The sequence below is a fragment of the Streptomyces sp. NPDC048415 genome (assembly GCF_040651675.1).
GTDB lineage: Bacteria > Actinomycetota > Actinomycetes > Streptomycetales > Streptomycetaceae > Streptomyces.
The window spans coordinates 1-26,091 of record NZ_JBEZKJ010000088.1; the positions used below are offsets into that span (position 1 = coordinate 1).

Consider the following 26,091-nt stretch of genomic DNA (forward strand, 5'->3'; position numbering starts at 1 on the left):
GTGGAGCTCCTGTTCACCTTCGCCCTGTGCTACGTGGTACTCAACGTCGCCACCAGCAGGGACATGTGCGGCTCCGCCGCGTGGGCACGATCGGCGGCAAGGCACCATGCGCGCTACAGCAACTCCCGCAACCGCTCAGCCAGCAGGTCCCAGCGCCACTTCTCCTCCACCCACTCCCGCCCCCGCTCCCCCATGCGGCGGCGCAGCTGGGGGTCGCCGAGGAGGGTGACGATGCGGTCGGCCGTGGATTCGGCGGAGCCGCCGCGGACCACCCAGCCGGTCTCGCCGTCCAGGACGGCGTCCGGCGCGCCGCCCGAGTCACCGGCGACCACCGGGAGCCCCGTCGCGGACGCCTCCAGGTACACGATGCCGAGTCCCTCGACATCGAGGCCGCCCCGGCGGGTGCGGCAGGGCATCGCGAAGACGTCCCCGGCGCCGTAGTGCGCGGGCAGCTCCGACCAGGGCACGGCGCCGGTGAAGCGGACGGACTGACCGACCCCGGTGTCGTGCGCGAGCTTGCGCAGGTCCTTCTCGTACGGGCCGCCGCCGACGATCAGCAGGACCGCCTCGGGCTCCTTGGCGAGAATGAGAGGCATCGCGAGGATGAGCGTGTCCTGCCCCTTGCGCGGGACGAGCCGCGAGACGCAGACGACGACCGGGCGGTCGGTGAGACCGAGCCGCGCCCGGACCTCGTCGCCGCCCGAGCCGGGGTGGAAGGTCTTCTCGTCGACACCGGGCGGCAGTTGGACCATGCGGGAACCCGCCTCGGGGGTCAGCGCGGCGGCGATCCGCGAGCGGGTGTACTCCCCGAGGTAGGTGATCGTGTCCGTGGACTCGCCGATCCGGCGCAGCAGCCCGCGGGCCGCCGGCAGCTGGGCCCAGCCGGCCTCGTGGCCGTGCGTGGTCGCCACGATCCGCCGGGCGCCCGCCTTGCGCAGCGCGGGCGCCATCAGACCGAGCGGTGCCGCAGCCCCGAACCACACCGACGTACAGCCGTGTTCGCGCAGCAGTCCGACGGCACGACGGGTGGCGCCCGGGGTCGGCAGCAGCATCGTCGTCCGGTCCCGTACGACGGTGAAGGGCTGCTCGGCATCGAAGCCGGCGGTGGCCTCGATGCCCTCGCGGCTCCGCTTCCACGTGGAGGCGTAGACGACGAGCTGCTCGGGGTCCAGGCGCAGCGCCATGTTGTGCAGGAACGCCTGGATGCCGCCGGGCCGGGGCGGGAAGTCGTTCGTCACGATCAGGGTCTTGTGCATCGTGTTCGACACTATCGAACCTATACTCACAGCTCCGCATGGCCGCGCTTGACGGCTCGCGCACAGACCGGCGCGACATCGTGGCCGCGCGAGTACTCGGTAGCGACGGCACATGAGTTCCGCACGAATCAAGGGCCAGGTGGGCATGAGGGGCGCAAGGGGGGCGAGGTTCCCGCTCGAGCTGCTCGCACTGCTGGGGACCTGGGGCCTGACCAGGCTGGTGCTGCTCCTCTTCGTGTTCAAGGTGTACGTCTTCCCGGGCCCGGACGTCACGAGCGACGTCTCCGTGATCTACCAGGGCTGGTACGAGGTTCTGCGCCACGGCACGTTCCCACTCGACGACGTCACCTGGCAGTACCCGCCGGCCGCCGCGCTGGCGATCCTCTCCCCCGCCCTGCTGCCGTTCCTCGACTACACGCAGGCCTTCTTCGTGGTGGCCTTCCTCGCCGACCTCGTGGTGTTCGCGCTGCTCCAGTACGCGGGCCTGCGGGCGGGCAAGACGCTGCGCGGCGCCTGGGTGTGGGTGATCGGCGTACCGCTGCTCGGGCCGACCGTGTACGCCCGGTACGACGTGATGGTGACGGGGGTCGCGGTCGCGGCGCTGCTCGCCGGGGCGCGCCATCCGCGGGTGATGGGGGCGCTCGCGGGCTTCGGCGCGATGATCAAGGTGTGGCCGGTCCTGCTGCTCGTCGGGGCCGTCCGGCGCCGCGCGTGGACCACGGCGGCGGTGACCGTCGGCGGGATCGCGGTGCTGTTCTCGGTGGAGATGCCCGGCGCCTTCTCCTTCCTGACCTTCCAGCGCAACCGCGGTACCGAGGTGGAGTCGCTCGGTTCGCTCGTCTTCCATGTGGCCCGGCAGCACGGCTGGAATGGCCAAGTGCTGCTCAACTACGGTTCCGTTGAGTTCCTCGGCCCGTACGTCGACGTGGTGAGCACGGCGGCACTGGTGCTCACCGCGCTCGCCTTCGGCTGGCTGCTGCTGTGGCGGCTGTGCGCCAAGCGGTTCCTGTCGCACACGCTCGCCGACGCCGCGTTCGTGGCGGTGCTGATGTTCACGACCACCAGCCGGGTCATCAGCCCGCAGTACATGGTGTGGCTGCTCGGGCTCGCGGCCGTCTGCCTGTGCTTCCGTGCGAGCCGGATGGCGCTGCCGGCCGGCGTGGTGCTGGCCGCGTGCTTCGTGACGGTCCTGGAGTTCCCGATCTGGTTCTCCCACGTCGTCTCCAGCGACCCGCTCGGCATCACCCTCCTCTTCGTACGCAACGGCCTGCTGGTGATCGCCACGCTGCTGGCGGCCCTGGAGCTGTGGCGGAGCACGGTGTCCGAGCCGGCACCGGTGTTCCCCTCTCAGGCCACCCGCGCCCAGGACACCCTGGCGTCCTCCTGACGCCTGGTCCAGAAGACCAGCGCGGCGCACTGCAGCATCATGGACAGCGCCAGCGCGAGACAGATCCCGGGCAGCCCGAGCCCCGACAGGGCGTAGGCGACCGGTAGCTGGAGCGCGGTCGCGAGCACCGTCACCCGCAGCAGCACCGGCGCTCCCCTACTGCCCTCGAAGACCCCGCCGACCGCGATGAAGCAGGCCATCAGCAGCAGGTAGGGCCCGACGCAGCGCAGGAACAGCACTCCCTCGTGCGCGACGCCAGGGCCGGCACCGAAGGCCCGCATGATCCAGGGGGCGAGGGCGAACAGGAGCGACGCCGCGATCAGACCGACGGTTCCCGAGACGATGACGGCCTGCCGCCCGATGGCTCCCCGTTCTTCGCGCCCGGCACCCCGGGTGTGCGCGGTGTGGATCGAGGCGGCCTGCCGGACCGAGTAGAACGCCATGGTGGCGACGTACATGACCTTGTAGGCGATGGAGTACGCGGCCACGGCCGTCACCCCGAGCCGGGCAACTATGGCGACCAGGACCAGCGCCCCGCCCTGCCGCACGGTGAAGTCGGCGGACATCGGCAGCCCGGTGCGCAGGGTCCGGCGCAGGGCGGCACCGGTGGCCCGCGAAGGCCGTACGCCCGCCGCCTCGCGCAGCAGCGCGTTCCCGTGCAGGGCGCGCAACCCCGCGGCCAGGGCCACGCAGCGGCACAGCACGGTCGAGGCGGCGGCGCCCGGGACGCCGTACGCGTGGATGAGGAAGGGGTCGAGGCCGAGGATCAGACCGCCCGCCAGCAGGGCGAGACGCATCGGTGTGCGGGTGTCGCCGGCGCCCTTCAGGATGCCGTCGAGGAGGTTCTGCGCGAAGAAGACGGCGATGCCCGGCAGGGAGATCGCGAAGTACCCGACGGCGAGGGTCAGGGCGCGTCCGTCGTCGCCCAGCACGAGCCGGGCCAGCGGCTCCCGCAGCAGCAGGCCGCCCACCGCGACCACCGGCGTGACCACCGCGCACAGCGTCCATCCCCCGCGTACGGCCGCCCGGACCGCGCCCGGATCGCGGGCCCCTCGGGCATGCGAGACCAGGACGGTCGTGCCGGAGGCGAAGACCAGGGCGACGCCGAGCAGCACGTTCTCGGTGTTGGTCGCCACCGCGACGGCGGCCACGGCGGCGCCGCCGAGCCGGGAGACCCAGATCGTGTTGATGATCCCGGCGGCGACGGAGGCGAGCAGTGCGAAGTAGACGGGGTGGGCGAGAGATATGAGCTGCTTGCGATGGGCATTCACAGAGGTCTCCTCGATTCGAGCTACCTCGTTTAGAGGTAGCTCGATAAGAGGTACCATGGGTGTCCTACACCCGCAAGCGAGGAGCCGACCGGATGCTGGAGCTGTCGATCCTGGGCTTTCTGGCCGAAGAGCCCCTGCACGGCTATGAGTTGAAGGAGCGCATCAAGGCGCTCAGTGGCCATGTCCGGCCGGTCAGCGATGGCGCCCTCTATCCCGCGATCACCCGCCTGGTCGCCGGGGGCAAGCTGCACCAGCACACGGAGCCCGGCAGCGGGGCGGCGCCGCGCCGCACCCTGTCGCTCACCGAGAAGGGCCGCGAAGACCTCCTGGAGCGGCTGCGCCACCCCAAGCAGGCCGAGATCACCGACCAGGTGCGGTTCAACACCCTGCTGGCCTTCCTGCGCCACCTCCCCGACCGCCGGGAGCAGGCCGCCGTCCTGCGCCGCCGTCAGGAGTTCCTGGAAACCCCGGCGAGCTTCTTCTACCGGGACGGCGAACCCGTACGGGCCGAGGAGACCGGCGACCTTTTCCGCCAGGGCATGCTGCGGGTGGCGCGGGCTACCGGCGAGGCGGAGCGGGCGTGGCTGACGGAGGCCATCGATCAGCTCGATGAGCCGAGTTGAGCCCTCAGGTAGTCCCGCCACTGCGTGGTGAACTTCTCCGGCGTGGTGTGCAGTACGTCCCGCAGCGCGGCCTCGACGGCGCCGGTCCGCTTCTTGTGGTCCCCCACCGCACGGTAGAAGTCGTTCAGACGGACCTCGCCCCAGCGGTCGGCGATCAGCCGGCAGGCCATCCAGCCGCCCTCGTACGCCCGGGCCAGCCGGGCCGCGTCCCCCGTGAACCCGAAGTCCTTGTCGTCGGGCAGCGCGGCCGGAATCCGCCCGTCCACCACGGCGCGCTCCAGCTCCGGCGCGACCTGGGGGGCCGTCCGCCCGCTGCCGCGGTAGCCGACCCAGTCCGCGTAGCCCTCGGAGAGCCACAGCGGGGTGGCGGCCGTGGTGTGGGCACGGGTGGCGACGTGCGTGGTCTCGTGGGTGAGCACGACCTGCTTGCCGAAGTCGCCGAGGACGCCGTACGCGTCGGGGTTGACGATCACCCGGTCCGCGGGTGCCTGCGCCGAACCGCCCGCCTCACCGGTGGTGACCGCCGCGATCCCCCGGTACCCGGACGCCGGAGCGCCGAGCAGCCCCGCCATCCCGTCCAGCGACTTCGGTACGAGCATGACGACGTGCGCCGACCAGTCCGTGCCCCACGCCTGCGACACGGCGGGCACGGCGTGGTCCGCCAGATCCGCGTAGGCGCGCAGCCGCTCGCCGGACTGCCCGACCCCGAGAACAAGGCTGTGCTCACCCCGTACGACCGTCACGGCCCCCTGCTCCCACAGCTGCGCGCCCGACTTCTCGGCGGGCTCGTCGGAGACGACGTGCCACGACCCGGCGCTGCGGGCCAGCCGCAGGGTGCGCCCGACGGTGACGGGTGATCTGTCGTAGCCCTGGATGCGGTAGCGCAGCTCCGCGGTGGCGGTGGCCCGGTCGCCGGAGCGGTGCAGACCGGTCAGGTGGTACGCCCAGGCCGCCAGCGGAACCTCGCGAAGATTGCCGAACTCGCTGCCGGCGGCAGCCACTTGCCCGGTGGCCCGATAGGCCGGCTCGTCACGGTGGAGGATCGCGGCGGCCCGCCGGTCGAGGACCCGCTGCACCTCGATCGACGCGCGGTCGGAGGGCGCCCGCCCGCCGCAGCCGACGAGCACGGCGAGCAGCAGCACCAGGGACAGCACCACTCGCGACGCGCGCCTTCGACCAGCCACGTTTCCGATCGTACGGCGCGTTCGCCCGGTGGTCAGACCCGCGTCACAGAGGAGATCGGCATCATGTCCACCGGGTCGTAGCGCACCGGAGCGCCCGGGTAGGGCGCGTGGATCACCTGGCCGTTGCCCACGTACATGCCGACGTGGCTGGCGTCGGACCGGTAGGTGACCAGGTCGCCGGGCTGCGCCTGGGACAGCGGCACCTGTCGTCCGGCGTATTGCTGGGCCTGCGAGGTGCGCGGCAGACCGAGTCCGGCCTGCGCGTACGACCACTGCATGAGGCCGGAACAGTCGAAGCCGCCGGGCCCGTTGGCGCCCCACACATACGGGCGGCCGACCGCCGAGCGGGCCGCGGCGAGGGCGGCGGCGGCACGGGCGGAGGAGGGGACCGCGCCCTCGAGGTCGGACATGTCGGAGCGTGCGGACCGCGATGCCCGGTCGTAGGCGGCGCGCGCGGCGTACGGCAGCGAGTTGAGCAGCTCGCGGGCCTTGGCCAGTTTCCGTTCGACGGTCTGCTTGTGCTGGGCGACGGCCTCGCGGCTTCGCTCCAGCTCGGCGAGTTTGCCGGTGGCCTCCTCGCGCTTGCGGGCGAGCTCCAGCATGGCCAGCTGGAGGTCCTTGAGTTCGCCGGCCTGGTGGGCGGTGATCCGGTCGAGCACGGCGGACTTGTCGAGATAGTCGGCCGGGTCGTCGGAGAACAGCAGCGCGAGGGAGGGATCGAGGCCGCCGGAACGGTACTGGGCCCCGGCGAGCGAACCGAGCGCGTCCCGCATGGTGTTGATGCGCTCCTGCTGCCGGGCGATCTCGTCCTGCGCGGTACTGACCTGCTCGTGCAGGGAGCCGGCACGCTCGTCGGCCTTGTTGTACGCCTCGGTGGCCTTCTCCGCCTGCGTGTACAGCCGGTCCACCTCGGCCCGGGTGTCGTCCTGCGGTGCCGCGGCCGCCGGCAGGGCGCCGAGTGCCGCGGCGGCGGCGGACATTACGCAGACGGCGATACCGGCGGCGCTGGCGCCCCGGTCGAAGCCGGACGGTGCAAGGCGGCGATGGGACCCCACGAGTAGCCGCTCTCCCTTCCGCTGACGGTCCCCCGGATTGGGGGAAACGCGCCAGACAGTAGCCGTGCGACGACGCACCGGCCAAAGAGCTCCGCGTCCACACAAGGTGACGCGCGGCCTCAGACGCAGGTCACCCCTGGGGCGTGGCGTCAGCGGGAGTTGCAGCAATTCGCCCGTTTGGGCGGGGGTGAGGGGTTAGCTCACCAGGCGGGCGTCAGATCCGGACGCCGAACTCGAAGGTCATGTTGCCGATCGCCTCGTAGCGGACGACCGCGCCGGTGTGCGGGGCGTGCAGCACCTGGCCGTTGCCCGCGTAGAGCCCGACGTGGTGGTAGTCGCCGTAGAAGATGACCAGGTCGCCGACCTGCAGATCGCTCTCCGAGTAGATGCGCGTACCGGCGTTGGCCTGCGCCTCGGAGGTGCGGGGTATGGAGACACCTGCCTGGGCGTATGCCCAGGAGGTGAGGCCCGAGCAGTCGAAGGAGCTGGGGCCGGAGGCGCCGTAGACGTACGGCGAGCCGATCTTGCTCTGCGCGGCGGAGAACGCGGCCCCGGCGCGCCCGGAGGCGGCCTTGCTGTTGCCGAGGTCCACACGCTGGCTGGCCCGGGTGGCGCGGTCCTGCTCGGCGGCCGCGAGGGCCGCCTTCTCCTTGGCCGTCAGGGTGTTGAGGAGCTTCTGCGCCGCGCCCAGCTTGCTCTGGACTTCCTTCTTCTTCTTGGCGAGCTCCGCCCGGGTGTCGGCGAGGTCCTTGAGCTTGTCGGAGGCTTCCTTGCGCTGCTGGGCGAGCGAACGCTGCTTCTCCTGGACCTTCTTGAGTGCCTCGACCTGCTGAGCGCTCAGCTGGTCCATCGCGGACGCCTTGTCGAGGTAGTCGTCCGGGTTGGAGGAGAGGAAGAGCGCCACGGAGGGGTCGATGCCGCCGGTGCGGTACTGGGCGCTGGCCATCGAACCGAGGCCGTCGCGCAGCGTGTTGAGCTCCTCCTGGCCGCGGGCGACGTTGTCCTGCAGGGCGCTGATCTGCTTCTGCAGCTTGTCCTGCTTCTCCTTGGCCCCGTCGAGCTTCTCGGTGGCCTTCTCCGCCTCTTGGTAGAGCTTGTCGACCTTGGACTTGACCTCGTCCTTGCTCGGCTTCTCGCTCGGCGCGGCGTTGGCGGCATTCGCGCTGAGGGCCACGGCAGCGGCGGCGGCGGTGGTGAGCACGGTCACACGGGTGCGGCTCGGCTGCTTGGGTCGACGGTGGGACGCCACGAAGGCGAGCTCCTTCTTCCTCCAGCCGCCTGCCGAATGCGCCGACGGGCGGTGCCCCTACGCCGTCACTCCCAATGAGTGATCACCCGAGCGGAGGTTCGAGGCCTGACCCTAGTGACCTTCCTGTGATCAGTTCAAATCCTCATAGGAAAAATCTCGGTCACCGAGCGCATTCTTTGCCGACAACTCACATGCAGTAATGCGCGACTGACACTACGTTGCGTGAAGGTCCCGCCAATTCGGGCATTGCGCCTGGACGTTGCGCATGGGACTTACGTGACCTATGAGGCGAACAGCCCAGAAGGTCAACCGCGCGAGAAACGCTTGAGAAGCACCGCCGAAGCCACCGGCCGGGCACCCGCCTTGGCGACGCCGTCGGCGACCTCACGGTCGGTCGAGGCCACGATGACCGGCCGCCCGGGCGGCTCGGCGCGCACCAGCTGCCGAATCAACTCATCGGCCGTGACACCGGGCTTGGAGAACAGCACCCGCACCCCGCGCGGCGGCGCGAGCAGCACGGGCGCGGCCAGCTCGGCCCCGTCGAACACACAGGTCACCTCGGCGCCGGTCTGCGCGGCGAGCTGCGAGAGCTGCCCGAGCAGTCTGAGCCGCTGCTTCTCGAGCGGCATCTGCGGATAGCCGGTCTTGGTGACGTTGTAGCCGTCGACGACCAGATGCGCCTGAGGCAGCGCGAGCAATTGGTCCAAAATCGCCGGGTCGTTTTCGGACAAGGCGCGGGCGGCGATGTCTTTTGGTGTCATCCGTCCCGGTTCGACCGCGTCCACGGTCTCCGCGGGCCGCACGGACACGGGTGGCAGGGCGAGTTCGCGCCGCAGCCCCTGAGCCGCGTCCAGCACGGTGTCCAGCAGCAGCCGTACCCGCATGTCCTCGACACTGCGCCCCTCGCGCGCCGCTCTACGCGTCGCCTCCAGGGTCGCCTCGACCTCGCCCAGCCGCGCCTTGAGCCGCCGGGTCTCGCTCTCGGCGGCGGACACCTGGGCCTGCCCCTCCGCCCGTACGCCATCCAGCTCGGCCTGGCGCTTGCGCAGGGCCGCCTCGCCGCGCTTGACGTCACTGAGGGCTCCGCGCAGCTTGCGGTGAAGCGATTCGGCTTCCTTCTTGGCCGATTCCAGCTCCGTGCGCAGCCGTTCGGTCTCGGCCCTCGTCTGGCCGCGGGCCTGAGCGAGTTCCTCGCGCAGCCGCTCCAGCTCGGCCCGGCTCTCCTCGTCGGCGCGCTCGGCGTCCGCCCGCAGGGCCTCCTCACCGGCGGCGGTCACCAGCTTCACCCAGCCCGTGGGGCGCAGCACATAGGCCGCGGCCGCCACGTCCAGCGGGTCCGCGGCCGGGGGCGGCGCGCCCGAGTCGAGGGCACCGACGAGTTCCGGCTGCGCCTCTCTCAGCTTCTCGGCGATGCGCTGCCTGAACAGCGGGTCCGTCTCCAGCGCCGAGGCCATGGCGTTACCGGCGAACTTGGCCCGGCGATTGGGAGCGAACCGGGCGTACTGCCGCAATTGGGTGGGCAGTTCCGGGACGGTGAGCCCACCGAACCCGTCGGAGACGATCTGAACGACTCTTCTGCGCACGCCGTCGGGCAGCGGACGGTCGAGCACCTCAGCGGTGCCGTCGTCCGGCTCCCCGCCTGTGGTCTCCACCATCAGTCACCCCAATACCTGTGCGGGGCCCGCTCCCTCAGGAGCCGGCGCCCGGCCTGTCCACGAGTTCCACCTGATCCACCGCGTTGCACCAGCGGCACCGCACCGACTCGATGGTCTCACTGACCACCTCGCGCTCCTCGACCTTCGGCTCACCGGCCAGGTCGAGGTGCACATACTCGACGACCTTCGACGACCGGGTCACGTCAAAACGCGTGAGGTTGCCGCACAGCGCGCAGCGCCAGCGAGTCTTGGCGTCCGGCAGAGGAACCGTCATGTGGCAGTCGCTTTCCTTCCAGTGTCCGTCCAGCGCCAGTCTCCCTGGTGCGTGTGGCTCGTAACCCTACGGCCTGGCGGGTACTCGACGCTCGGCCGTCCACGGCGGCGAGGCGATCTGTGCGCATCGGTCCCGTTACGCCATGCTCTGCACCATGATCAGCAACTGGAGTACGGCGGTCGGCAGGGCGGTGCGGGGTCAGTCGGCGCCGGTGACGTACGGGCTGATCGCCCTGTGCTGTCTGATCTTCGTGATCGGCCCGGCGGCGGGCCTCGATCCCGTGTACGGCACAGGGGATGAGCTGCTGGTCGTCCAGCGGGCCTATTTCCGGCGCTGGGGTGTGGTGCCCACCGAGCTGTTCGGCGGAGCCCCGCGAGAGGCGCTCACCCCCGCCACGGCCCTGTTCATCCATGGCAGCTGGCTTCACCTCCTCGGCAACATGCTCTTCTTCTATGTCTTCGGGGCGATGGCCGAGGAACGGATGGGCCATGTGGAGTTCGCCCTCTTCTACGTGGGCTGCGGCTATCTCGCCCTGCTCGGCTACGCCGCCGCCAACGCCACCTCGCAGCAGTCCCTGGTCGGCGCCTCCGGGGCGATCTCCGCTGTTCTCGGCGCGTTCCTGTACCTGTTCCCCAAGGCCCGGGTGACCAGTCTCTTCCCGTTCCTCTTCTTCCTGCCGCTGCGCTTCCCGGCCTGGGTGGTGCTGCCGTTCTGGGTCACCCTGCAGTGGCTGGCGGCGGGCCGGGACACGTCAGGGCCGGGGGTCGCCTATCTGGCGCACCTGGTGGGCTTCTCCCTCGGCTTCGTCTACGCGTGGGTGCGTTTCGGCCGTACGACTAGAGTGAAGGCCCCAGTGACGGCCCCCGAGGGAGACAACCAGCCGTGATCACCGCGATCGTCCTCATCAAGACCAGCGTGGACCGGATTCCCGAGATCGCCGAGTCGATCGCCGCGCTGGACAGCGTCAGTGAGGTCTTCTCCGTCACCGGCACCTACGACCTGATCGCCATGGTGCGGGTGAAGGCCCACGACGACCTGGCGGACGTCATCCCGGGCAAGATCAGCAAGATCCCGGGCGTGGAGGGCACGGACACGCACGTCGCGTTCCGCACGTACTCCCAGCACGACCTGGAGGCGGCGTTCGCGATCGGGCTGGATTCCTGACGCCTACTCGCTGATGTCGAGGGCGGCGACACCCCGGTTCGTGGCGAGGTAGGCGCGCTTGCCGCGGATCACCGGACGGTGGGTCGAGGCGCCCTCCGCCCCGTCGAAGGACGCCTTCCACAGCTGCTTGCCGCGCCGGTCCAGTGCGTAGAGCCGCGAGCCCAGGCATACGTGGACGGTGTTCGCCACGACCGTGGGATCGCTGTACGCCTGCGAGTCGCTGCGGGAGCTGAAGGTCCACGCCGTGGATCCGTCGGCCGGGTCGAGGGCCACCACGGTTCCCGAGGCGGAGGTGACCACGAGGTCGCCGAGCCGGACGGACGTGAAGTACCTGCTGCCGCCCACCTCGTCGCTGCGCCTCTGCCACTGTCGCCGGCCGCTCGTACTGACGCCGTGCAGCGAGTACTCGCCTCCGGAGCCGACGACCAGGGTGTCGCCGACCGGCGTGGGCCGTCCGGTGTCGATCCCGGCCTGGACCGCCCAGGACCGCCTGCCGTCCTTGACGTCCAGGGCGACCACCGCGTCCGCGAAGGTGCCGACGTACGCCGTGCCGCCCGCCGCGGCCGGCTCGCTGGTCGGGCCGCCCGGCGTGGGGGTTTCCCAGCCCACCCTGCCGTCGGAGGTGTACGCGCGCACGCTGCCGCTGTTGGCCGTGCCGGTCGTCACCAGGACAAGGCCGCCCGCGGCCACCGGGAACTGACTGCCGCCCCCGTTGATCGTCCGCTTCCACCGGACACGGCCTCCCGGGCCGACCGCGTACAGTTCGGCGGCCCCCTCCCCGTCGTCCTCCGTCAGGCAGTAGGCGCCGTCGGCCGTGGCGAGAGGCGGCATGACCGGACTGCCGCTCAGCTGGGTGCGCCAGAGCTTCTTGCCGTCCGGGGAGACGGCGTGCAGCGCGCCGTCCGCGCCCCCGACGTACAACCGGCCGCCGTCGGACGAGGGGACGACGCAGGCACCGTGCCGCCCGCCGAGCCCGCCGGTCTCGTACTGCCAGCCGGCTCCCGTCGACTGCCGTGCGACCGTGGGCGTCACCGCCCCCGAGCCGGGACCGCCCGCCGTGCTCCGCCCGCCCTCGGCGCCCCTGTCCCGCAGCCACCACCAGCCACCGGCCCCCGCCCCGGCGGCGACCACGGCCCCGCCCGCCAGGAACCGCAGGGCGCCCCGCCGCGACGCCGGTACGGGGGTGTCGGCCGGCGCCGGGGCATGGGTGAGCGTCACCGGAGCGACGTACTCGACGCGGCTCCCGCGCTCCTGCGACTCCCGCTCCGGGAGCCAGCGCTCGTCGCCCTCCGGGGGCTTTGGAGCCGTCGTGAACCAGCCCGGGCGGGTGCTCTGACCCAGGGATCGCCCGGTGTGGCCCGCGGCCGCGACGACGTCCTGGGGTGTGGGCCGCTCCTCGGGCTCCGCCCGCAGACACCACTCCACCAGCGGCAGCACCGCCTGCGGCAGCCCGGTCAGGTCGAAGTCCCGCGTCAGGATGCGCAGCAGGATCACCGAGTCCTGGCCCTCCCCGAAGGGCTCACGCCCGCTCGAGGCGTACGCGAGGACCGCGCCGAGCGAGAAGACGTCGCTGGGCGGCCCCACCTCGGCGCCGTTGCGGATCTGCTCCGGCGAGACGTAGCCGACCGAGCCGACGACGGCCCCGGTCCTGGTCAGCGCCGTCGCCTCCAGCGCCCGTACGATCCCGAAGTCGATGACGCGCGGACCGTCGGGCGCGAGCAGGATGTTGGACGGCTTGAGGTCGCGGTGCACCAGACCCTTGGCGTGGATGGCGGCGAGGGCCTCGCCGAGCGCGGCCGCGAGCGTGCGGACCGCGTCCTCGGGCAGCGGGCCGTGGTCGAGCACGGCATCGCGCAGATTCGGGCCGTCCACGAACTCCGTCGCCATCCACGGCCGTTCGCCCTCGGTGTCGGCGTCGACGACGCGCGCGGTGTACGTGCCGGTCCCGCCGACGGTCTGCGCGGCCCGCACCTCCTGGCGGAACCGCGCACGGAAGGTACGGTCCTCGGCGTGTTCGGTCCGCACCACCTTGACGGCGAGGCGGAGTCCGGCCCGTGACGCGGCGAGATAGACCTCGCCCATGCCGCCCGCGCCGAGCCTGCCCAGTACTTCATAGGGACCGATCCGCCGAGGATCCGTCTCGCGCAGCGCCTGCACCCCGTGCTCCCCTGTCCGCCGTACGGCCGCTGAGGGGGAGCGTATACGCCATGTGCTCGTCGGAGGGTCAGACCGCGGGCACGCAACGCCCTTCCTCCGTACGGTAGTTCCACTTGGCGCCGTCCTGGACGAGCTCCTTCACGGCGCCCACGAAGCGCTCGACGTGCTCGTCGGGGGTGCCCGCGCCGAAGCTGACGCGGATGGCGTTGAGGGACTTCTCGCCGGGCGCGGCCTCGGGGGCGCCGCACTCGCCCTGGGTCCCCGGGTCGCTGCCGAGGAGGGTGCGCACCAGCGGGTGGGCGCAGAACAGGCCGTCGCGGACGCCGATGCCGTACTCGGCGGACAGCGCGGCGGCGAAGTGCGAGCTGTTCCAGCCCTCGACGACGAAAGAGATGACGCCGACCCGCGGGGCGTCGTCGCCGAAGAGGGAGAGCACGCGCACTTCGGGGACCTCGGCGAGGCCCGCGCGGACAACGGCGATCAGCTGCTGCTCACGGTCGACCAGCGTGTCGAAGCCGGCCTCCGTCAGCGCCTTGCAGGCGGACGCGATCGAGTAGGCGCCGATGACATTGGGCGATCCGGCCTCGTGACGGGCGGCACTCTCGTGCCACTCCACGTCCACTCCCCCGTCCTCCCGCCGCGACACCTTCCGGCTGGCGCCACCGCCCGCGAGGTAGGGCTCGGCCTCGAGCAGCCAGTCGGATCGGCCCGCGAGGACGCCGGAACCGAAGGGCGCGTACAGCTTGTGCCCGGAGAAGGCGACCCAGTCGACGTCCAGGTCGCGGACGGACACCGGGTGGTGCGGGGCCAGCTGGGCGGCGTCCAGGACGATGCGCGCGCCGTGCGCGTGGGCGGCGGCGGCGAGCTCACGCACCGGCCACAGCTCACCGGTGACATTGGACGCGCCCGTGACACAGACCAGCGCCGGGCCGTACGGGTCCCTGCCCGCGAGGGCGCGCTCCAGAGTGGCGACGGCTTCGTCGGGGGTGCGCGGGGCGTTCAGGTACGTCACCCGGGCATCCCGCCAGGGCAGCAGCGAGGCGTGGTGCTCGGTCTCGAAGACGAAGACCTGGCAGTCGGCCGGAAGGGCGGCGGCGAGCAGGTTGAGCGAGTCGGTGGTCGACCGGGTGAACACCACCTGGTCACGGTCCCGGCAGTCCAGGAACTCGGCGACCGCCTTGCGGGCGTTCTCGAAGAGGTCGGTGGACAGCTGGGACAGGTACCCGGCCCCGCGGTGCACGCTGCCGTAGTACGGGGCGTACGCGGCGACGTCGTCCCACACCCGCTGCAGGGCCGGGGCGCTGGCGGCGTAGTCGAGCGCGGCGTAGGTGACCTCGCCACCGGTGACGAGCGGGACGGTGACATCTCGGCCCAGAACCGGCAGAGGGGCACAAACGGTCTGGTCGGCGGCAGCGGTGGAGACAGACATGGCGAGCTCCTGTGAGAGGCAGGCGGAATCACCGGGCCGGACAGCCCGGACAGGGCGTCTACGGCTCGGGAAAGGTGAAAAGGGGTATGCGGAGGCGGGGCTCTACGCCCTATCGCATTCGCTTGCTCACAGAAGGCTCCCTCGAACGACCAGGACCCCTGGGCTGTGTCCACTCAAAAGAGGGCGAGGGGTCCGCGCTTGCCGTAGACCTCGCTGCCTACGACCTGGTCCTCACCCGGGGCACCCCGCCACGGACGGAGGGTTGCCGGACAGCCGGCCGGGGCCTGATGGCTGTCGCTCATGACCTGCCCAGCATCCTGCCACACGATCTTCCGCACGCAACCCCGCGTCCGCATCGCGGGACGGAGCGGAAACGCCGGAGGGGCTGATTCAGCCCGTCCGGCGTTTGAGGACGAGCGCGAAGCGCGACAAGGGAGGTCTGGGGGGCGGAGCCCCCCCAGATACGGGAAGGGTAGGGGCGGCGGGGGCGAAAACCCTCCCCGCGCCGCCCGCCGGCGTCACGCGTTGCTGGCCGCCACCCACCGCTCAAGGGCCCGCTTCGCGGCCCCCGAGTCGATGGCGTCCGCCGCCATCGCCATCCCCGCGCGCAGCTGATCCACGAGGGGCGCGTCGCCCGGCGACAGAGCGACCAGCGCCGCCGCCGAGTTCAGCAGCACCGCGTCCCGTACGGGACCGCGCTCCCCGTTCAGCAACCGCCGCGCGACATCCGCGTTGTACGACGCGTCAGCGCCCCGCAGCGCCGACACCGGAACAAGGTCGAGCCCCACATCGCGCGGATCGAAGCGCTCCTCGGTCACCTTGCCGTCGCGGACGACCCAGACCCGGGACGTCGCCGTGGTGGTCAGCTCGTCGAGCCCGTCGTCGCCGCGGAAGACCAGCGAGGAGTTGCCGCGCTCGGCGAAGACGCCCGCCACGATCGGCGCCAGCCGCGGATCCGCGACCCCGACCGCCTGCGCCCGCACCCGCGCCGGATTCGTCAGCGGCCCGAGGACGTTGAACGTGGTCCGGATCCCCAACTGCGCGCGCGCGGGCGCCACATGACGCAGCGCCGGATGGAACTTCACCGCGAAGCAGAAGGTGATCCCGGCCTCTTCGGCCACCTCGGCGACCCGCTTGGTCGTCAGCTCCAGATTGACGCCCAGCTTCTCCAGGACATCCGAGGCACCGGACGCCGAGGACGCGGCCCGGTTGCCGTGCTTGACGACCTTGGCGCCGGTCCCGGCGACGACGATCGCGGACATCGTGGAGATGTTCACCGTCTTCGCACCGTCGCCGCCCGTACCGACGATGTCCACCGTCGGTCCCGGCACCTCGATCACGTTCGCGTGCTCGTACATCGTCCGGACGAGCCCGGAGATCTCCTCGACCGTCTCGCCCTTGGCCCGCAGCGCCACCATGAACCCGGCGATCTGCGCGTCCGTCGCCTCACCGCGCATGATGCGGTCCATCGCCCAGGCCGTGTCGTCCGCGCTCTGATCCCGGCCGTCGAGCAGGCCGTTCAGCACCTCGGGCCAGGAACGGCCCGCCGCGGTGTCGCCTCCAGCGGGGTTCACAGCGCTCATAAGCCGCTCCTGGGTCCGTCCCCGAAAGGGACTCCTGTAGATGGGACCACCCTATCCAGGCCAGGGGACGGCAAAGAGCCCCCGTCCATGCAATGGACGAGGGCTCCTGCCGTGGCGATCGACGAGGAATCGGTCAGGAAGGACCGGTCAGGGGATCAGTGGTGGCCGTGGCCGCTCGCGATCTCCTTGTACTCCTCGACGGTGGGCTTGGGGATCTGGTGGGCCTCCCCGTAGTAGCCCTTGCTGAGCTTGGCGCGCAGCCTCTGCAGGCCCTTCACCTTGCGCTCGACACCGTTCTCGTCGACCGTCGGGCCGATCTCGGCCGGGGCGTACTGCTGGTGCGCGGTGAGCGTGTACAGCGAGTCCTGGCTCAGCGGCTCGTGCACCTCGATGAACTCACCGTGCGGCAGGCGCTTGATGATGCCCGACTCGCGGCCGTGCAGCACCGTGTCCCGGTCGCGGCGCTGGAGGCCGAGGCAGATCCGCTTGGTGGCGACGAACACGAGTATCGGCACGACGAAGAACGCGATCCGGACGAACCAGGTGATCGCATTGATCGACATGTGGAAGTGCGTGGCCAAGAGGTCGTTGCCGCCACCGATGAGCATGACGAGGTACCAGCTGATCCAGGCCGTACCGGCGGCGGTCCGGGTCGGGGCGTTGCGCGGGCGGTCCAGGATGTGGTGCTCGCGCTTGTCGCCGGTGACCCAGGACTCGACGAACGGGTAGGCCGCGATCGCGACGAGGACCAGCGGGAAGATCATCAGCGGGATGAACACGCCCAGGACGAGCGTGTGACCCCAGAGGTTGATCTCCCAGCCCGGCATCGTACGGATCAGGCCCTCGGAGAAGCCCATGTACCAGTCTGGCTGTGCACCCGTGGACACCTGGTCCGGACGGTAGGGGCCCATGGCCCAGATCGGGTTGATCTGAGCGATCGCCGCGATGACCGCGATGACACCGAAGACCAGGAAGAAGAAGCCTCCGGCCTTGGCCATGTAGACCGGCAGCAGCGGCATGCCGACGACGTTGTTGTTCGTCTTTCCGGGGCCCGCGTACTGCGTGTGCTTGTGGTAGAAGACCAGGATCAGATGGCCGACCACCAGGCCGAGCATGATGCCCGGCAGCAGCAGGACGTGGATCGAGTAGAAGCGGGCCACGAAGTCGCCGCCCGGGAACTCGCCGCCGAAGAGGAAGAACGACAGGTACGTGCCCACGATCGGCACGGACAGGACCGCGCCCTCCATGAAGCGGACACCGGTGCCGGAGAGCAGGTCGTCCGGGAGCGAGTAACCGGTGAAGCCGGTGAACATGCCCAGGACGAACAGCAGGAAGCCGAACAGCCAGTTGATCTCACGCGGCTTGCGGAACGCGCCCGTGAAGAACACCCGCATCATGTGCGCGAACATGCCGGCCAGGAAGACCAGCGCCGACCAGTGGTGGATCTGTCGGATCAGCAGACCACCGCGCACATCGAAGGAGATGTGCATGGTCGAGTTGAACGCCTCGGACATCAGCTGGCCCTGCAGCGGGACGTAGCTGCCGTGGTACTCCACCTCGTTCATCGACGGGTGGAAGAACAGCGTCAGATACACACCCGTGAGGATGATGATGATGAAGCTGTAGAGGCAGACCTCACCCAACATGAACGACCAGTGGTCGGGAAAGATCTTACGCATGTTGGACTTGGCCAGGGAGTAGATCCCCAGGCGGCCGTCGGCCCAGTCGGCGACCCGCTCACCGGCGGGCGCCTTCTCGCGCGAACGCGCGTCAGTGGTGTTCGTGGTGCTCATCCGCGCTCCCAGAATGCAGGACCGACGGGCTCTTCGAAGTCGCTGAGCGCCTCGAGGTAGCCCTCGTCGTTCACACCGATGCGCAGCTGCGGCAGGGCGTGACCGGCCGGGCCGAAGATGACTCGGGCACCGTCGGAGAGGTCGAAGGTGGACTGGTGACACGGGCAGAGCACGTGGTGCGTCTGCTGCTCGTACAGGGAGATCGGGCAACCGACGTGGGTGCAGATCTTCGAGTAGGCCACGATGCCCTCGTGGGACCACTCGAGTTCCTTCTTGTCCTTGATGTTGTCCGGCTGCAGCCGGATGATCATCAGGGCGGCCTTGGCCATCTCCTTCTGGAAGTCCTCGTCGTGCTCCTCCAGGCCCTCGGGCTTGGCGAAGGTGAGCGAACCGACGACGATGTCCGAGGGACGCAGCGGCTCGTTCGTGTTCATGTTGACGAGCAGCTTGCCCTTGGACCAGATCGTGTGGCGCAGCTTGGTGCCGGGCAGCGGGCCGAGGTCGCGCAGCAGCATGACGCCGGAGAGCGGGAACAGGGCCAGCGCGCCGAACATCGTGGTGCGGATCAGCTTGCGGCGGCCGAGCCCGGACTCCTTGGCGCCCTGCTTGAAGTCGTCCAGGACCTTGGCCCTGACCTCGGGGTCGGCCGCGATCGGGTGACGCTCGTCGGCGATCTCCACGTCGGACATCAGGGTGCGGGCCCAGTGGACCGCGCCCGCGCCGATCGAGAACAGCGCCGTACCGAGGGTCAGGCCCAGCGCGAAGTTCAGCGCGCTGATGTGCCCGATCGGGAAGACGAAGATCGACTTGTCATTCGGGATCGTCACGTACGAGGCGATGAAGGCGACGGTGGCCAGCATCGACACCGTGAACAGCATCGCCACGACACGCTCGGACCGCTTGGCGGCCCGCTCGTCGACGTCCTGGATGCGGGGCTCGTGGGGCGGCAGGCCCGGGTCCGCGAACGGGTTCTCCTCGTCCGCGACGGCTACCGCGCCGTGCTCGCCCTGCTCGAGGTGTCCTGCGGACTGCTCAGCGGGCAGGTTCTCTTCTGGAATGTCTTGGCTACTCATGACTTCTTGGCCTTTGCGGTCCGAGCGGCGACCCAGACGGCGACGGCGATCAGGGCGCCGAGACCGAAGATCCAGCCGAACAGGCCTTCACTGACCGGCCCGAGGCCGCCCAGGTCGAGACCGCCGGGGTTCTCCGTGTTGTCACCGTTGACCGCGTCGAGGTACGCGATGATGTCCTTCTTGTTCTTCTCCGACAGCGTGGTGTCGGGGAAGGACGGCATGTTCTGCGGGCCGGTCTGCATGGCCTCATAGATGTGCTTCGGGTCGACACCTTCCAGGCTCGGCGCGTACTTGCCGTGCGTCAACGCGCCGCCCTTGCCGATGAAGTTGTGGCACTGCGCGCAGTTGGTACGGAAGAGCTCGCCGCCCGCGGCGATGTTCGCACCGTCGGGGCTGACCTGGCTCTTCGTCGGAATCGAGGGACCGGCACCGAGCGAGGCGATGTACGCCGCGAGCTGGTCGATCTCGGCCTGCGTGTAGATGACCTTCTTCTTCGGGATCTGAGCGCCCGGCTGCTGGGCCGGCATACGGCCGGTGCCGACCTGGAAGTCGACCGCCGCGGCGCCGACGCCCACCAGGCTCGGCCCGTCGGAGGTGCCCTGACCGCCGGTTCCGTGGCAGCTTGCGCAGCCCACGGAGTACAGCTTCTTGCCCTCGTCGATGGCGAGGGACTGGGCGGTTTCATCGGCCTGCGCCTTGCCCGCGGGTGCGAACGCGGCGTACAGCCCCCCGGTGGCCGCCAGCGCGAGGAGTAGGACGACGACCGCCGCCAGCGGATGGCGTCGTCGTGCGGAGAGCTTTTTCACGGATTACCCCGGTGTCAGGATCTTCTGCGTCGATGCTTCTGGATGTTTCGGGCGGTTCGCCCGATTACTTGATCATGTAGATCGTGGCGAAGAGGCCGATCCAGACGACATCGACGAAGTGCCAGTAGTAGGACACGACAATGGCGGCGGTCGCCTGCTCATGGGTGAACCTTCTGGCCGCGTAGGTGCGGCCGAGGACCAGGAGGAAGGCGATGAGGCCGCCCGTCACGTGCAGTCCGTGGAAGCCGGTGGTCAGGTAGAACACCGAGCCGTACGGGTCGGAGGAGAGCGAGAGCCCGTCCTTCTTGACCAGTTCGGTGTATTCGAAGATCTGACCGCCGACGAAGATCGCACCCATGACGAAGGTGACGGTGAACCACATCCGGAGCTTCTTCACGTCCCCGCGCTCGGCGGCGAAGACGCCGAGCTGGCAGGTCAGGGAGGAGAGCACCAGGATCGTGGTGTTCGTCGCCGAGAACGGGAAGTTCAGGCTGGACGCCATTTCCTTCCAGTGATCCGGCCCGGTCACCGATCGCAGGGTGAAGTACATCGCGAAGAGGGCCGCGAAGAACATCAGCTCGGAACTCAGCCAGATGATGGTTCCGACGCTGGTGAGGTTCGGCCGATTGACCGACGGGTGCGCGTGCCCGGTTTCTACTGTCGTTGCTGTCGCCACGACCGACATTATGTCGGTCGCTTATCCCGCCCTCACCCCGGGGGGTGCCGTTCGGAGTGTTGACGGGGTGTGTCCAGCCCGTATGGCCCATCGAAGCCCTGTCCGAACCGGTGTTGACGAGGTGTTCAAGGGAGTAGCATCCGCGCATCGGGGCCTGTCCGATCAAGCCGGTCGCGTCGTCCCCGATCGCTCGATGCCCCATCGCTTGATGTCCGTACGACGCTGACGTCTCGGAGGAAGAATGCAGCCGACCGCCACGGTGCTGGTCTACAGCGACGACTCCAACACCCGCGAACAGGTGCGGCTCGCCACCGGACGCAGGCCCGCTCCGGACGTTCCCGTCGTCGAGTTCCTGGAGTGCGCGACGCCGGGCGCCGTCATCAAGGAGCTGGACAAGGGCGGCATCGACGTCTGTGTGCTGGACGGCGAGGCGGTGCCCATGGGCGGCATGGGGGTCTGCCGCCAGATCAAGGACGAGATCTTCAACTGCCCGCCGGTCCTGGTGCTCATCGGGCGCCCGCAGGACGCCTGGCTGGCCACCTGGAGCCGTGCGGACGCGGCGGTGACCCTGCCGGTGGATCCGGTGGAGTTCGCCGCCGCGCTGGCCTCCCTGCTGCGCACGAAGGCCCTTTCGGGCGCCTGAGAGCCTCGGCGCCCGGAACACGGTCCTCAGACACTCTCCGGGCGCAACCTGGCCCGCTGTGCCGGGCTCGGGGTGTCCGGGGTGCCACCCACCAGCGCACTGCCGTCGCGCCACTTCTTCCAGTCCAGGTTCCAGTCGCCGAAGCCGTTGCCGAACGGGTCCATCTCCTCGCCGTTGGAGTTCTGGACCTTCACGATGTCGCCCTCGCGCACATTGTCGAAGAACCACTCGGCGTTGCTGGTGCTCATCCCGGTGCAGCCGTGGCTGACGTTGGCGTACCCCTGGGAGCCGGTCGACCACGGCGCGGCGTGCACGTACTCGCCGCTCCAGGTGACGCGGGTCGCGTAGTACACGGGCAGGTCGTACGAGTCCGACGAGCCCTCGGCGATGCCGACGGTGGTGCCGCGCATGCGTACGAAGTACTCCTTGCCCAGCACGACCTTGACGCCGTTGCGGGTCTCGTAGCCGGGCTTGCCGGTGGTGACGGGGATCTGGTTGATCGCCGCACCGTTGCGGTAGACCGTCATGGAGTGCGAGGAGGCGTCCGTGACGGCGACGAGGCTGTCACCCGTGGTGAGCTTCAGGGACTTGGCGTTGCCGCCCCAGAGGCGGTCCCCGAGCTTGATTCCGGCGAGATTGCTGTGCACCTGGATGGTGGCGTGGATGGGCCAGTACTCCTTGGGCCGGTAGTGCAGGTTCTTGTCGTCCACCCAGTGCCAGGTGCCCTCCACGGCGGGTGTCGAGTCGACCCTGAGGGCGCGTTCGACGGTCGCGCGGGTGGCCTTGTCCTTGACGGCGACGCTGAGTTCGGCCGTGACGGGCTGGCCGACGCCGTACTCGCCCGCCTTGGGCCCGAACGTGACGTTCAGCTGCTTCTTCGCCGTGGGTGTGCTCGTGTCGAAGCCGATGACCTTGCGGCCGGGGGCGCCGTCGTTGTTCTCGGTGCTCACCCGCACCGTGTAGTGGGCGCCGGCGGCCAGCGGAGAGGTGCTGTGCCAGCGGCTGCCGTCGGCGGCGAGTTCGCCGACGACGTACCGCCCTGACGCGTCCGTGGCCGTCACGTCGGTGATGCGCCCGTCGTCGCCCTGGGCGATGATCTCCAGGGGCTTGTCGGGGTCCAGTTTTTCGGCCTTGCCGCTGTCGCCGATGGGGCCGCTGAAGGAGATCTGTCCCGCCGCGTCGTACGGCTTCGCCGAGAGCGGGTGATCGTCCGCGCCGCAGGCGGTGACGCCCGCGCCGAGGGCGACCACCAGTGTGGTGCAACTGACGACCGTGCGGATTCGCGGTGAGTGCTTCATGAGCTCACGCTATGAACCCGCGTCAATTACGGCGCGGTGAGTGACCCGTGTGGGGGACGCCGGGTGCGGCAAACGGAAGAGCCCGGACTCTCCTGGCGGAGTGTCCGGGCTCCCGGTGATCAGGGCCTCCTACTGCGTGCGGCTCTCACCGTGGTAGTACTCGAAGACCCAGCCCCACAGGCCGATCAGGATGATCGGGATCGAGAAGAACAGCAGCCACCAGCCGAAGACGACGCCGCTGAAGGCGAGCGCGCCACCGACACCGAGCGCGAGCGGCTGCCAGCTGTGCGGGCTGAAGAAGCCCACCTCGCCGGCCTCGTCCGCGACGTCGGCCTCCTTGTTGTCCTGCGCGAGCTGGTCGACCCGCCGGGCCGTGAAGGCCAGGTAGTAGCCGATCATCATGCTCAGGCCGAAGCCCAGGAAGAGCGCCGTGGTGCCGGCCGGCTCCTTCGACCACACGCCATAGACGATCGCCATGACGAGGATGAAGACGGCCAGCCAGATGAACATCTTGCCTTGGACCTTCACTTACCGGCCTCCTTGCCACCAGCCAGAGCCGCACCGTGACCGACGTTCTCGAGCTGGTCGAGAGCGGCGATCTCGGGGTGGTGCAGGTCGAACGCCGGGGATTCACTGCGGATCCGCGGCAGGGTGAGGAAGTTGTGCCGCGGCGGCGGGCAGGAGGTCGCCCACTCCAGCGAACGGCCGTAACCCCACGGGTCGTCGACCTCGACCTTCTTGCCGTACTTGGCGGTCTTCCACACGTTGTAGAGGAACGGCAGTATCGACAGGCCGAGCAGGAACGAGCTGATCGTCGAGATGGTGTTCAGCGCGGTGAAGCCGTCCGCCGCGAGGTAGTCCGCGTAACGACGTGGCATGCCCTCGGCACCCAGCCAGTGCTGCACCAGGAACGTGCCGTGGAAGCCCACGAACAGCGTCCAGAAGGTGATCTTGCCGAGCCGCTCGTCCAGCATCTTGCCGGTCATCTTCGGCCACCAGAAGTGGAAGCCGGAGAACATCGCGAACACCACGGTGCCGAACACCACGTAGTGGAAGTGCGCCACCACGAAGTACGAGTCCGAGACGTGGAAGTCCATCGGCGGCGAGGCCAGGATGACGCCGGTCAGACCACCGAAGGTGAAGGTGATGAGGAAGCCGGTGGCCCAGAGCATCGGTGTCTCGAAGGACAGGGAGCCCTTCCACATCGTTCCGATCCAGTTGAAGAACTTCACGCCCGTGGGCACGGCGATGAGGAACGTCATGAAGGAGAAGAACGGGAGCAGCACGCCACCGGTGACGTACATGTGGTGGGCCCACACGGTCACGGAGAGGCCGGCGATGGCGATGGTGGCGCCGATGAGACCCATGTAGCCGAACATCGGCTTGCGCGAGAACACCGGGATGACTTCGGAAATGATGCCGAAGAACGGCAGAGCGATGATGTACACCTCTGGATGGCCGAAGAACCAGAAGAGGTGTTGCCAGAGCAAGGCTCCGCCATTTGCCGCGTCGAAGACATGCGCACCGAATTTTCGGTCCGCCTCCAGGGCGAACAGCGCCGCCGCGAGGACGGGGAAGGCGAGCAGGACCAGGACCGCGGTCAGCAGCACGTTCCACACGAAGATCGGCATGCGGAACATCGTCATGCCGGGAGCGCGCATGCAGATGATGGTGGTGATGAAGTTGACCGCACCGAGGATCGTGCCGAAGCCGGAGAAGGCCAGACCCATGATCCACATGTCGGCGCCGATGCCCGGCGAGCGGACCGCGTCCGACAGCGGCGAGTACGCGAACCAGCCGAAGTCCGCCGCGCCCTGCGGGGTGAGGAAGCCACCCACCGCGATGGTCGAGCCGAACAGGTAGAGCCAGTAGGCGAACATGTTCAGCCGCGGGAACGCCACGTCGGGCGCGCCGATCTGCAGCGGCATGATCCAGTTCGTGAAGCCGGCGAACAGCGGCGTCGCGAACATCAGCAGCATGATCGTGCCGTGCATCGTGAACGCCTGGTTGAACTGCTCGTTCGACATGATCTGCAGGCCCGGACGCGCCAGCTCCGCGCGCATCAGAAGCGCCATGACGCCGCCGATGCAGAAGAACGCGAACGACGTGACCAGGTACAGCGTGCCGATCGTCTTGTGGTCGGTGGTGGTGAGCCACTTGATCACGACGTTGCCGGGTTGCTTGCGCCGTACCGGCAGCTCGTTCTCGTACGAGTCTTCAGCTGCCCCGGCACCCTGAGGTTCGTTGAGGATGCTCACAGGTTGTTCGTCTCCCGGTTCTTCTCGTGGCTCGTCTGCGCGATGCCGGCGGGAACGTAACCGGTCTGCCCCTTCTTGGCGAGGTCCTTGAGGTGCTGCGCGTAGCGATCGGGAGAGACGACCTTCACGTTGAACAGCATCCGGGAGTGGTCGACTCCGCAGAGTTCGGCGCACTTGCCCCGGAAGGTGCCCTCCCTGTTGGGGGTCACCTGGAAGGAGTTGGTGTGGCCCGGGATGACGTCCTGCTTCATCAGGAACGGCACCACCCAGAAGGAGTGGATGACGTCACGCGACGTGAGGACGAAGCGGACCGTCTTGCCCTTGGGGAGCCAGAGGGTCGGGCCGGGGTTGCCGTTCTGCGGGTTCCGCGTAGCGGGCGTACCGACGTCGTAGACACCGCCGGCGTTCGCCGGGAAGTCGGTCTTGAACCGGTCCGGAATGGCGTCCAGGTTCTTGTCGGTCTTGGCGTCACCGGTGGAACCAGGGACGCTCTCGATGTAGTTGAAGCCCCAGCTCCACTGGAAGCCGACGACGTTCACCGTGACGTCGGGCTTCTTGTCGAGGCTGAGGAGCTTCGACTCGTCCCGGGCGGTGAAGTAGAACAGCACCGAGACGATGATGAGCGGGACCACCGTGTACAGCGCCTCGATGGGCATGTTGTACCGGGTCTGCGGGGGAACTTCGACCTTGGTGCGGCTGCGCCGGTGGAAGATGGTGGCCCACAGGATCAGGCCCCAGACCAGCACGCCCGTGGCGAGCGCGGCCGCCCACGAGCCCTGCCAGAGGGAGAGGATCCGCGGAGCCTCCTCCGTGACCGGGGTGGGCATACCAAGGCGGGGAAAGTCCTTGTATGTGCAACCGGTGGCGGTCGCCAGGACCAGGCCCGCAGTCATTGCCTGCAGCAGCTTCCGCCGCATCGGGCGCCGCGGCGAGCGGTCGGAGCCGTTGGGACTCACGTAGCGCCTTCCCGAGAGTCTCGCCCGCGCGGTTGGCTGCGGCCTTCTCGGTGGTCGGTCGCCGCCCTGCGTCGGGCAGGGGTTTGGATGTTTATGCGGACCAAACCCTACTGGACGCTATTTGGGGTCGCGCGGGGAGGGTGCCCAACGCGCCGCGAGGCACCCCGAAGGGGTGGAATGCCCGGCTCCGGGTGCCTTCTGACGAGGGGTTGGGGCGCCTACCGGCTCGGGAGCACGGCGAATACGGCGACTGCGGGCCGTCTTGTGGCTCGTCGCGCCCACGCGGCGGAGCCGCAGGATG

At 69.5% G+C, this 26,091-nt stretch carries 23 protein-coding genes and 1 riboswitch; of the genes, 5 read left to right on the top strand and 18 right to left on the bottom strand.

Going from position 1 to position 26,091, the window contains the following annotated elements:
• Positions 1 to 113 precede the first annotated feature (113 nt).
• Entirely contained in the window at positions 114 to 1,256 is a 1,143-nt protein-coding gene (locus AB0D27_RS36335) for a glycosyltransferase family 4 protein (RefSeq protein WP_362517221.1), read from the bottom strand.
• Between the two features lie 145 nt (positions 1,257 to 1,401).
• Here AB0D27_RS36335 and AB0D27_RS36340 point away from each other — a divergent pair, with 145 nt between their 5' ends.
• On the top strand, positions 1,402 to 2,643 hold the full coding sequence (locus AB0D27_RS36340; protein WP_362517300.1) for a glycosyltransferase family 87 protein: 1,242 nt from the start codon (positions 1,402 to 1,404) through the stop codon (positions 2,641 to 2,643).
• Here the strand turns inward: AB0D27_RS36340 and AB0D27_RS36345 are convergent.
• On the bottom strand, positions 2,604 to 3,914 hold the full coding sequence (locus AB0D27_RS36345; protein ID WP_362517224.1) for an MATE family efflux transporter: 1,311 nt from the start codon (positions 3,912 to 3,914) through the stop codon (positions 2,604 to 2,606). The genes AB0D27_RS36340 and AB0D27_RS36345 overlap by 40 nt on opposite strands.
• Before the next feature lie 92 nt (positions 3,915 to 4,006).
• Between AB0D27_RS36345 and AB0D27_RS36350 the strand changes: the two genes are divergently transcribed.
• Positions 4,007 to 4,537 carry a PadR family transcriptional regulator gene (locus AB0D27_RS36350; RefSeq protein ID WP_362517303.1) on the top strand — a complete coding sequence of 177 codons (531 nt, stop codon included), beginning with the start codon at positions 4,007 to 4,009 and terminating at the stop codon, positions 4,535 to 4,537.
• Here the strand turns inward: AB0D27_RS36350 and AB0D27_RS36355 are convergent.
• The 5 genes from AB0D27_RS36355 to AB0D27_RS36375 all read right to left on the bottom strand — a co-directional run bounded on the left by AB0D27_RS36355 (position 4,516) and on the right by AB0D27_RS36375 (position 9,954).
• Positions 4,516 to 5,721, bottom strand: a complete 1,206-nt coding sequence (locus AB0D27_RS36355) for a hypothetical protein (RefSeq protein WP_362517227.1) — start codon at positions 5,719 to 5,721, stop codon at positions 4,516 to 4,518. The genes AB0D27_RS36350 and AB0D27_RS36355 overlap by 22 nt on opposite strands.
• A gap of 32 nt (positions 5,722 to 5,753) precedes the next feature.
• Positions 5,754 to 6,776, bottom strand: a complete 1,023-nt coding sequence (locus AB0D27_RS36360) for an NlpC/P60 family protein (RefSeq protein WP_362517230.1) — start codon at positions 6,774 to 6,776, stop codon at positions 5,754 to 5,756.
• A gap of 214 nt (positions 6,777 to 6,990) precedes the next feature.
• A complete protein-coding gene (locus tag AB0D27_RS36365) occupies positions 6,991 to 8,025 on the bottom strand; it encodes an NlpC/P60 family protein (RefSeq protein WP_362517233.1) in 1,035 nt (344 codons plus the stop codon).
• A 305-nt stretch (positions 8,026 to 8,330) separates the two neighbouring features.
• Positions 8,331 to 9,680 carry an NYN domain-containing protein gene (locus tag AB0D27_RS36370; protein WP_362517236.1) on the bottom strand — a complete coding sequence of 450 codons (1,350 nt, stop codon included), beginning with the start codon at positions 9,678 to 9,680 and terminating at the stop codon, positions 8,331 to 8,333.
• A gap of 34 nt (positions 9,681 to 9,714) precedes the next feature.
• Entirely contained in the window at positions 9,715 to 9,954 is a 240-nt protein-coding gene (locus AB0D27_RS36375; RefSeq protein ID WP_261706939.1) for a hypothetical protein, read from the bottom strand.
• 154 nt (positions 9,955 to 10,108) lie between these two features.
• Between AB0D27_RS36375 and AB0D27_RS36380 the strand changes: the two genes are divergently transcribed.
• Both AB0D27_RS36380 and AB0D27_RS36385 read left to right on the top strand, forming a co-directional pair.
• Positions 10,109 to 10,840 carry a rhomboid family intramembrane serine protease gene (locus AB0D27_RS36380; protein ID WP_362517239.1) on the top strand — a complete coding sequence of 244 codons (732 nt, stop codon included), beginning with the start codon at positions 10,109 to 10,111 and terminating at the stop codon, positions 10,838 to 10,840.
• Positions 10,837 to 11,118 (top strand): Lrp/AsnC ligand binding domain-containing protein, encoded by a 282-nt coding sequence (locus AB0D27_RS36385; RefSeq protein ID WP_054231546.1) that lies wholly within the window; start codon positions 10,837 to 10,839, stop codon positions 11,116 to 11,118. Before AB0D27_RS36380 ends, AB0D27_RS36385 begins: the two co-directional genes overlap by 4 nt.
• 3 nt (positions 11,119 to 11,121) lie before the next feature.
• Here AB0D27_RS36385 and AB0D27_RS36390 read toward each other — a convergent pair whose 3' ends face one another.
• From AB0D27_RS36390 to AB0D27_RS36420, 7 genes are all read right to left on the bottom strand, one after another.
• A complete protein-coding gene (locus AB0D27_RS36390; RefSeq protein WP_362517242.1) occupies positions 11,122 to 13,275 on the bottom strand; it encodes a serine/threonine-protein kinase in 2,154 nt (717 codons plus the stop codon).
• 67 nt (positions 13,276 to 13,342) lie between these two features.
• On the bottom strand, positions 13,343 to 14,704 hold the full coding sequence (locus tag AB0D27_RS36395; RefSeq protein ID WP_362517245.1) for an aminotransferase class V-fold PLP-dependent enzyme: 1,362 nt from the start codon (positions 14,702 to 14,704) through the stop codon (positions 13,343 to 13,345).
• A 189-nt stretch (positions 14,705 to 14,893) separates the two neighbouring features.
• Positions 14,894 to 15,010, bottom strand: a riboswitch (SAM riboswitch).
• 212 nt (positions 15,011 to 15,222) lie between these two features.
• Entirely contained in the window at positions 15,223 to 16,287 is a 1,065-nt protein-coding gene (gene trpD, locus AB0D27_RS36400; protein ID WP_362517248.1) for an anthranilate phosphoribosyltransferase, read from the bottom strand.
• 155 nt (positions 16,288 to 16,442) lie between these two features.
• The gene (locus AB0D27_RS36405) at positions 16,443 to 18,080 is read right to left on the bottom strand and encodes a cytochrome bc complex cytochrome b subunit (protein WP_362517251.1); all 1,638 of its coding nucleotides are present in this window, start codon (positions 18,078 to 18,080) and stop codon (positions 16,443 to 16,445) included.
• Positions 18,077 to 19,153, bottom strand: coding sequence for a Rieske 2Fe-2S domain-containing protein (locus AB0D27_RS36410; RefSeq protein ID WP_362517254.1), 1,077 nt, complete (start codon positions 19,151 to 19,153; stop codon positions 18,077 to 18,079). Before AB0D27_RS36410 ends, AB0D27_RS36405 begins: the two co-directional genes overlap by 4 nt.
• A complete protein-coding gene (locus AB0D27_RS36415; RefSeq protein ID WP_362517257.1) occupies positions 19,150 to 19,959 on the bottom strand; it encodes a c-type cytochrome in 810 nt (269 codons plus the stop codon). Before AB0D27_RS36415 ends, AB0D27_RS36410 begins: the two co-directional genes overlap by 4 nt.
• Positions 19,960 to 20,023: 64 nt before the next feature.
• Positions 20,024 to 20,644, bottom strand: coding sequence for a heme-copper oxidase subunit III (locus AB0D27_RS36420; protein WP_362517260.1), 621 nt, complete (start codon positions 20,642 to 20,644; stop codon positions 20,024 to 20,026).
• A 232-nt stretch (positions 20,645 to 20,876) separates the two neighbouring features.
• Here AB0D27_RS36420 and AB0D27_RS36425 point away from each other — a divergent pair, with 232 nt between their 5' ends.
• Positions 20,877 to 21,278, top strand: a complete 402-nt coding sequence (locus AB0D27_RS36425; RefSeq protein WP_362517263.1) for a hypothetical protein — start codon at positions 20,877 to 20,879, stop codon at positions 21,276 to 21,278.
• A 26-nt stretch (positions 21,279 to 21,304) separates the two neighbouring features.
• Here the strand turns inward: AB0D27_RS36425 and AB0D27_RS36430 are convergent, their stop codons facing one another.
• The 4 genes from AB0D27_RS36430 to coxB form a co-directional block, all read right to left on the bottom strand.
• Positions 21,305 to 22,576, bottom strand: a complete 1,272-nt coding sequence (locus tag AB0D27_RS36430) for an Ig-like domain-containing protein (protein ID WP_362517266.1) — start codon at positions 22,574 to 22,576, stop codon at positions 21,305 to 21,307.
• 129 nt (positions 22,577 to 22,705) lie between these two features.
• On the bottom strand, positions 22,706 to 23,104 hold the full coding sequence (locus AB0D27_RS36435) for a cytochrome c oxidase subunit 4 (RefSeq protein WP_362517269.1): 399 nt from the start codon (positions 23,102 to 23,104) through the stop codon (positions 22,706 to 22,708).
• Positions 23,101 to 24,834, bottom strand: coding sequence for a cytochrome c oxidase subunit I (gene ctaD / locus AB0D27_RS36440; RefSeq protein WP_362517272.1), 1,734 nt, complete (start codon positions 24,832 to 24,834; stop codon positions 23,101 to 23,103). The genes AB0D27_RS36435 and ctaD overlap by 4 nt, the downstream gene beginning before the upstream one ends.
• On the bottom strand, positions 24,831 to 25,790 hold the full coding sequence (gene coxB, locus AB0D27_RS36445; protein ID WP_362517274.1) for a cytochrome c oxidase subunit II: 960 nt from the start codon (positions 25,788 to 25,790) through the stop codon (positions 24,831 to 24,833). The genes ctaD and coxB overlap by 4 nt, the downstream gene beginning before the upstream one ends.
• Positions 25,791 to 26,091: the final 301 nt, after the last annotated feature.

Coding starts and splice junctions, on each gene's coding strand:
- AB0D27_RS36335 (WP_362517221.1), bottom strand. CDS start 1,256: ATGCACAAGACCCTGATCGTGACGAACGACTTCCCGCCCCGGCCCGGC.
- AB0D27_RS36340 (WP_362517300.1), top strand. CDS start 1,402: ATGAGGGGCGCAAGGGGGGCGAGGTTCCCGCTCGAGCTGCTCGCACTG.
- AB0D27_RS36350 (WP_362517303.1), top strand. CDS start 4,007: ATGCTGGAGCTGTCGATCCTGGGCTTTCTGGCCGAAGAGCCCCTGCAC.
- AB0D27_RS36370 (WP_362517236.1), bottom strand. CDS start 9,680: ATGGTGGAGACCACAGGCGGGGAGCCGGACGACGGCACCGCTGAGGTG.
- AB0D27_RS36375 (WP_261706939.1), bottom strand. CDS start 9,954: ATGACGGTTCCTCTGCCGGACGCCAAGACTCGCTGGCGCTGCGCGCTG.
- AB0D27_RS36380 (WP_362517239.1), top strand. CDS start 10,109: ATGATCAGCAACTGGAGTACGGCGGTCGGCAGGGCGGTGCGGGGTCAG.
- AB0D27_RS36395 (WP_362517245.1), bottom strand. CDS start 14,704: ATGTCTGTCTCCACCGCTGCCGCCGACCAGACCGTTTGTGCCCCTCTG.
- trpD (WP_362517248.1), bottom strand. CDS start 16,287: ATGAGCGCTGTGAACCCCGCTGGAGGCGACACCGCGGCGGGCCGTTCC.
- AB0D27_RS36405 (WP_362517251.1), bottom strand. CDS start 18,080: ATGAGCACCACGAACACCACTGACGCGCGTTCGCGCGAGAAGGCGCCC.
- AB0D27_RS36410 (WP_362517254.1), bottom strand. CDS start 19,153: ATGAGTAGCCAAGACATTCCAGAAGAGAACCTGCCCGCTGAGCAGTCC.
- AB0D27_RS36420 (WP_362517260.1), bottom strand. CDS start 20,644: ATGTCGGTCGTGGCGACAGCAACGACAGTAGAAACCGGGCACGCGCAC.
- AB0D27_RS36425 (WP_362517263.1), top strand. CDS start 20,877: ATGCAGCCGACCGCCACGGTGCTGGTCTACAGCGACGACTCCAACACC.
- AB0D27_RS36430 (WP_362517266.1), bottom strand. CDS start 22,576: ATGAAGCACTCACCGCGAATCCGCACGGTCGTCAGTTGCACCACACTG.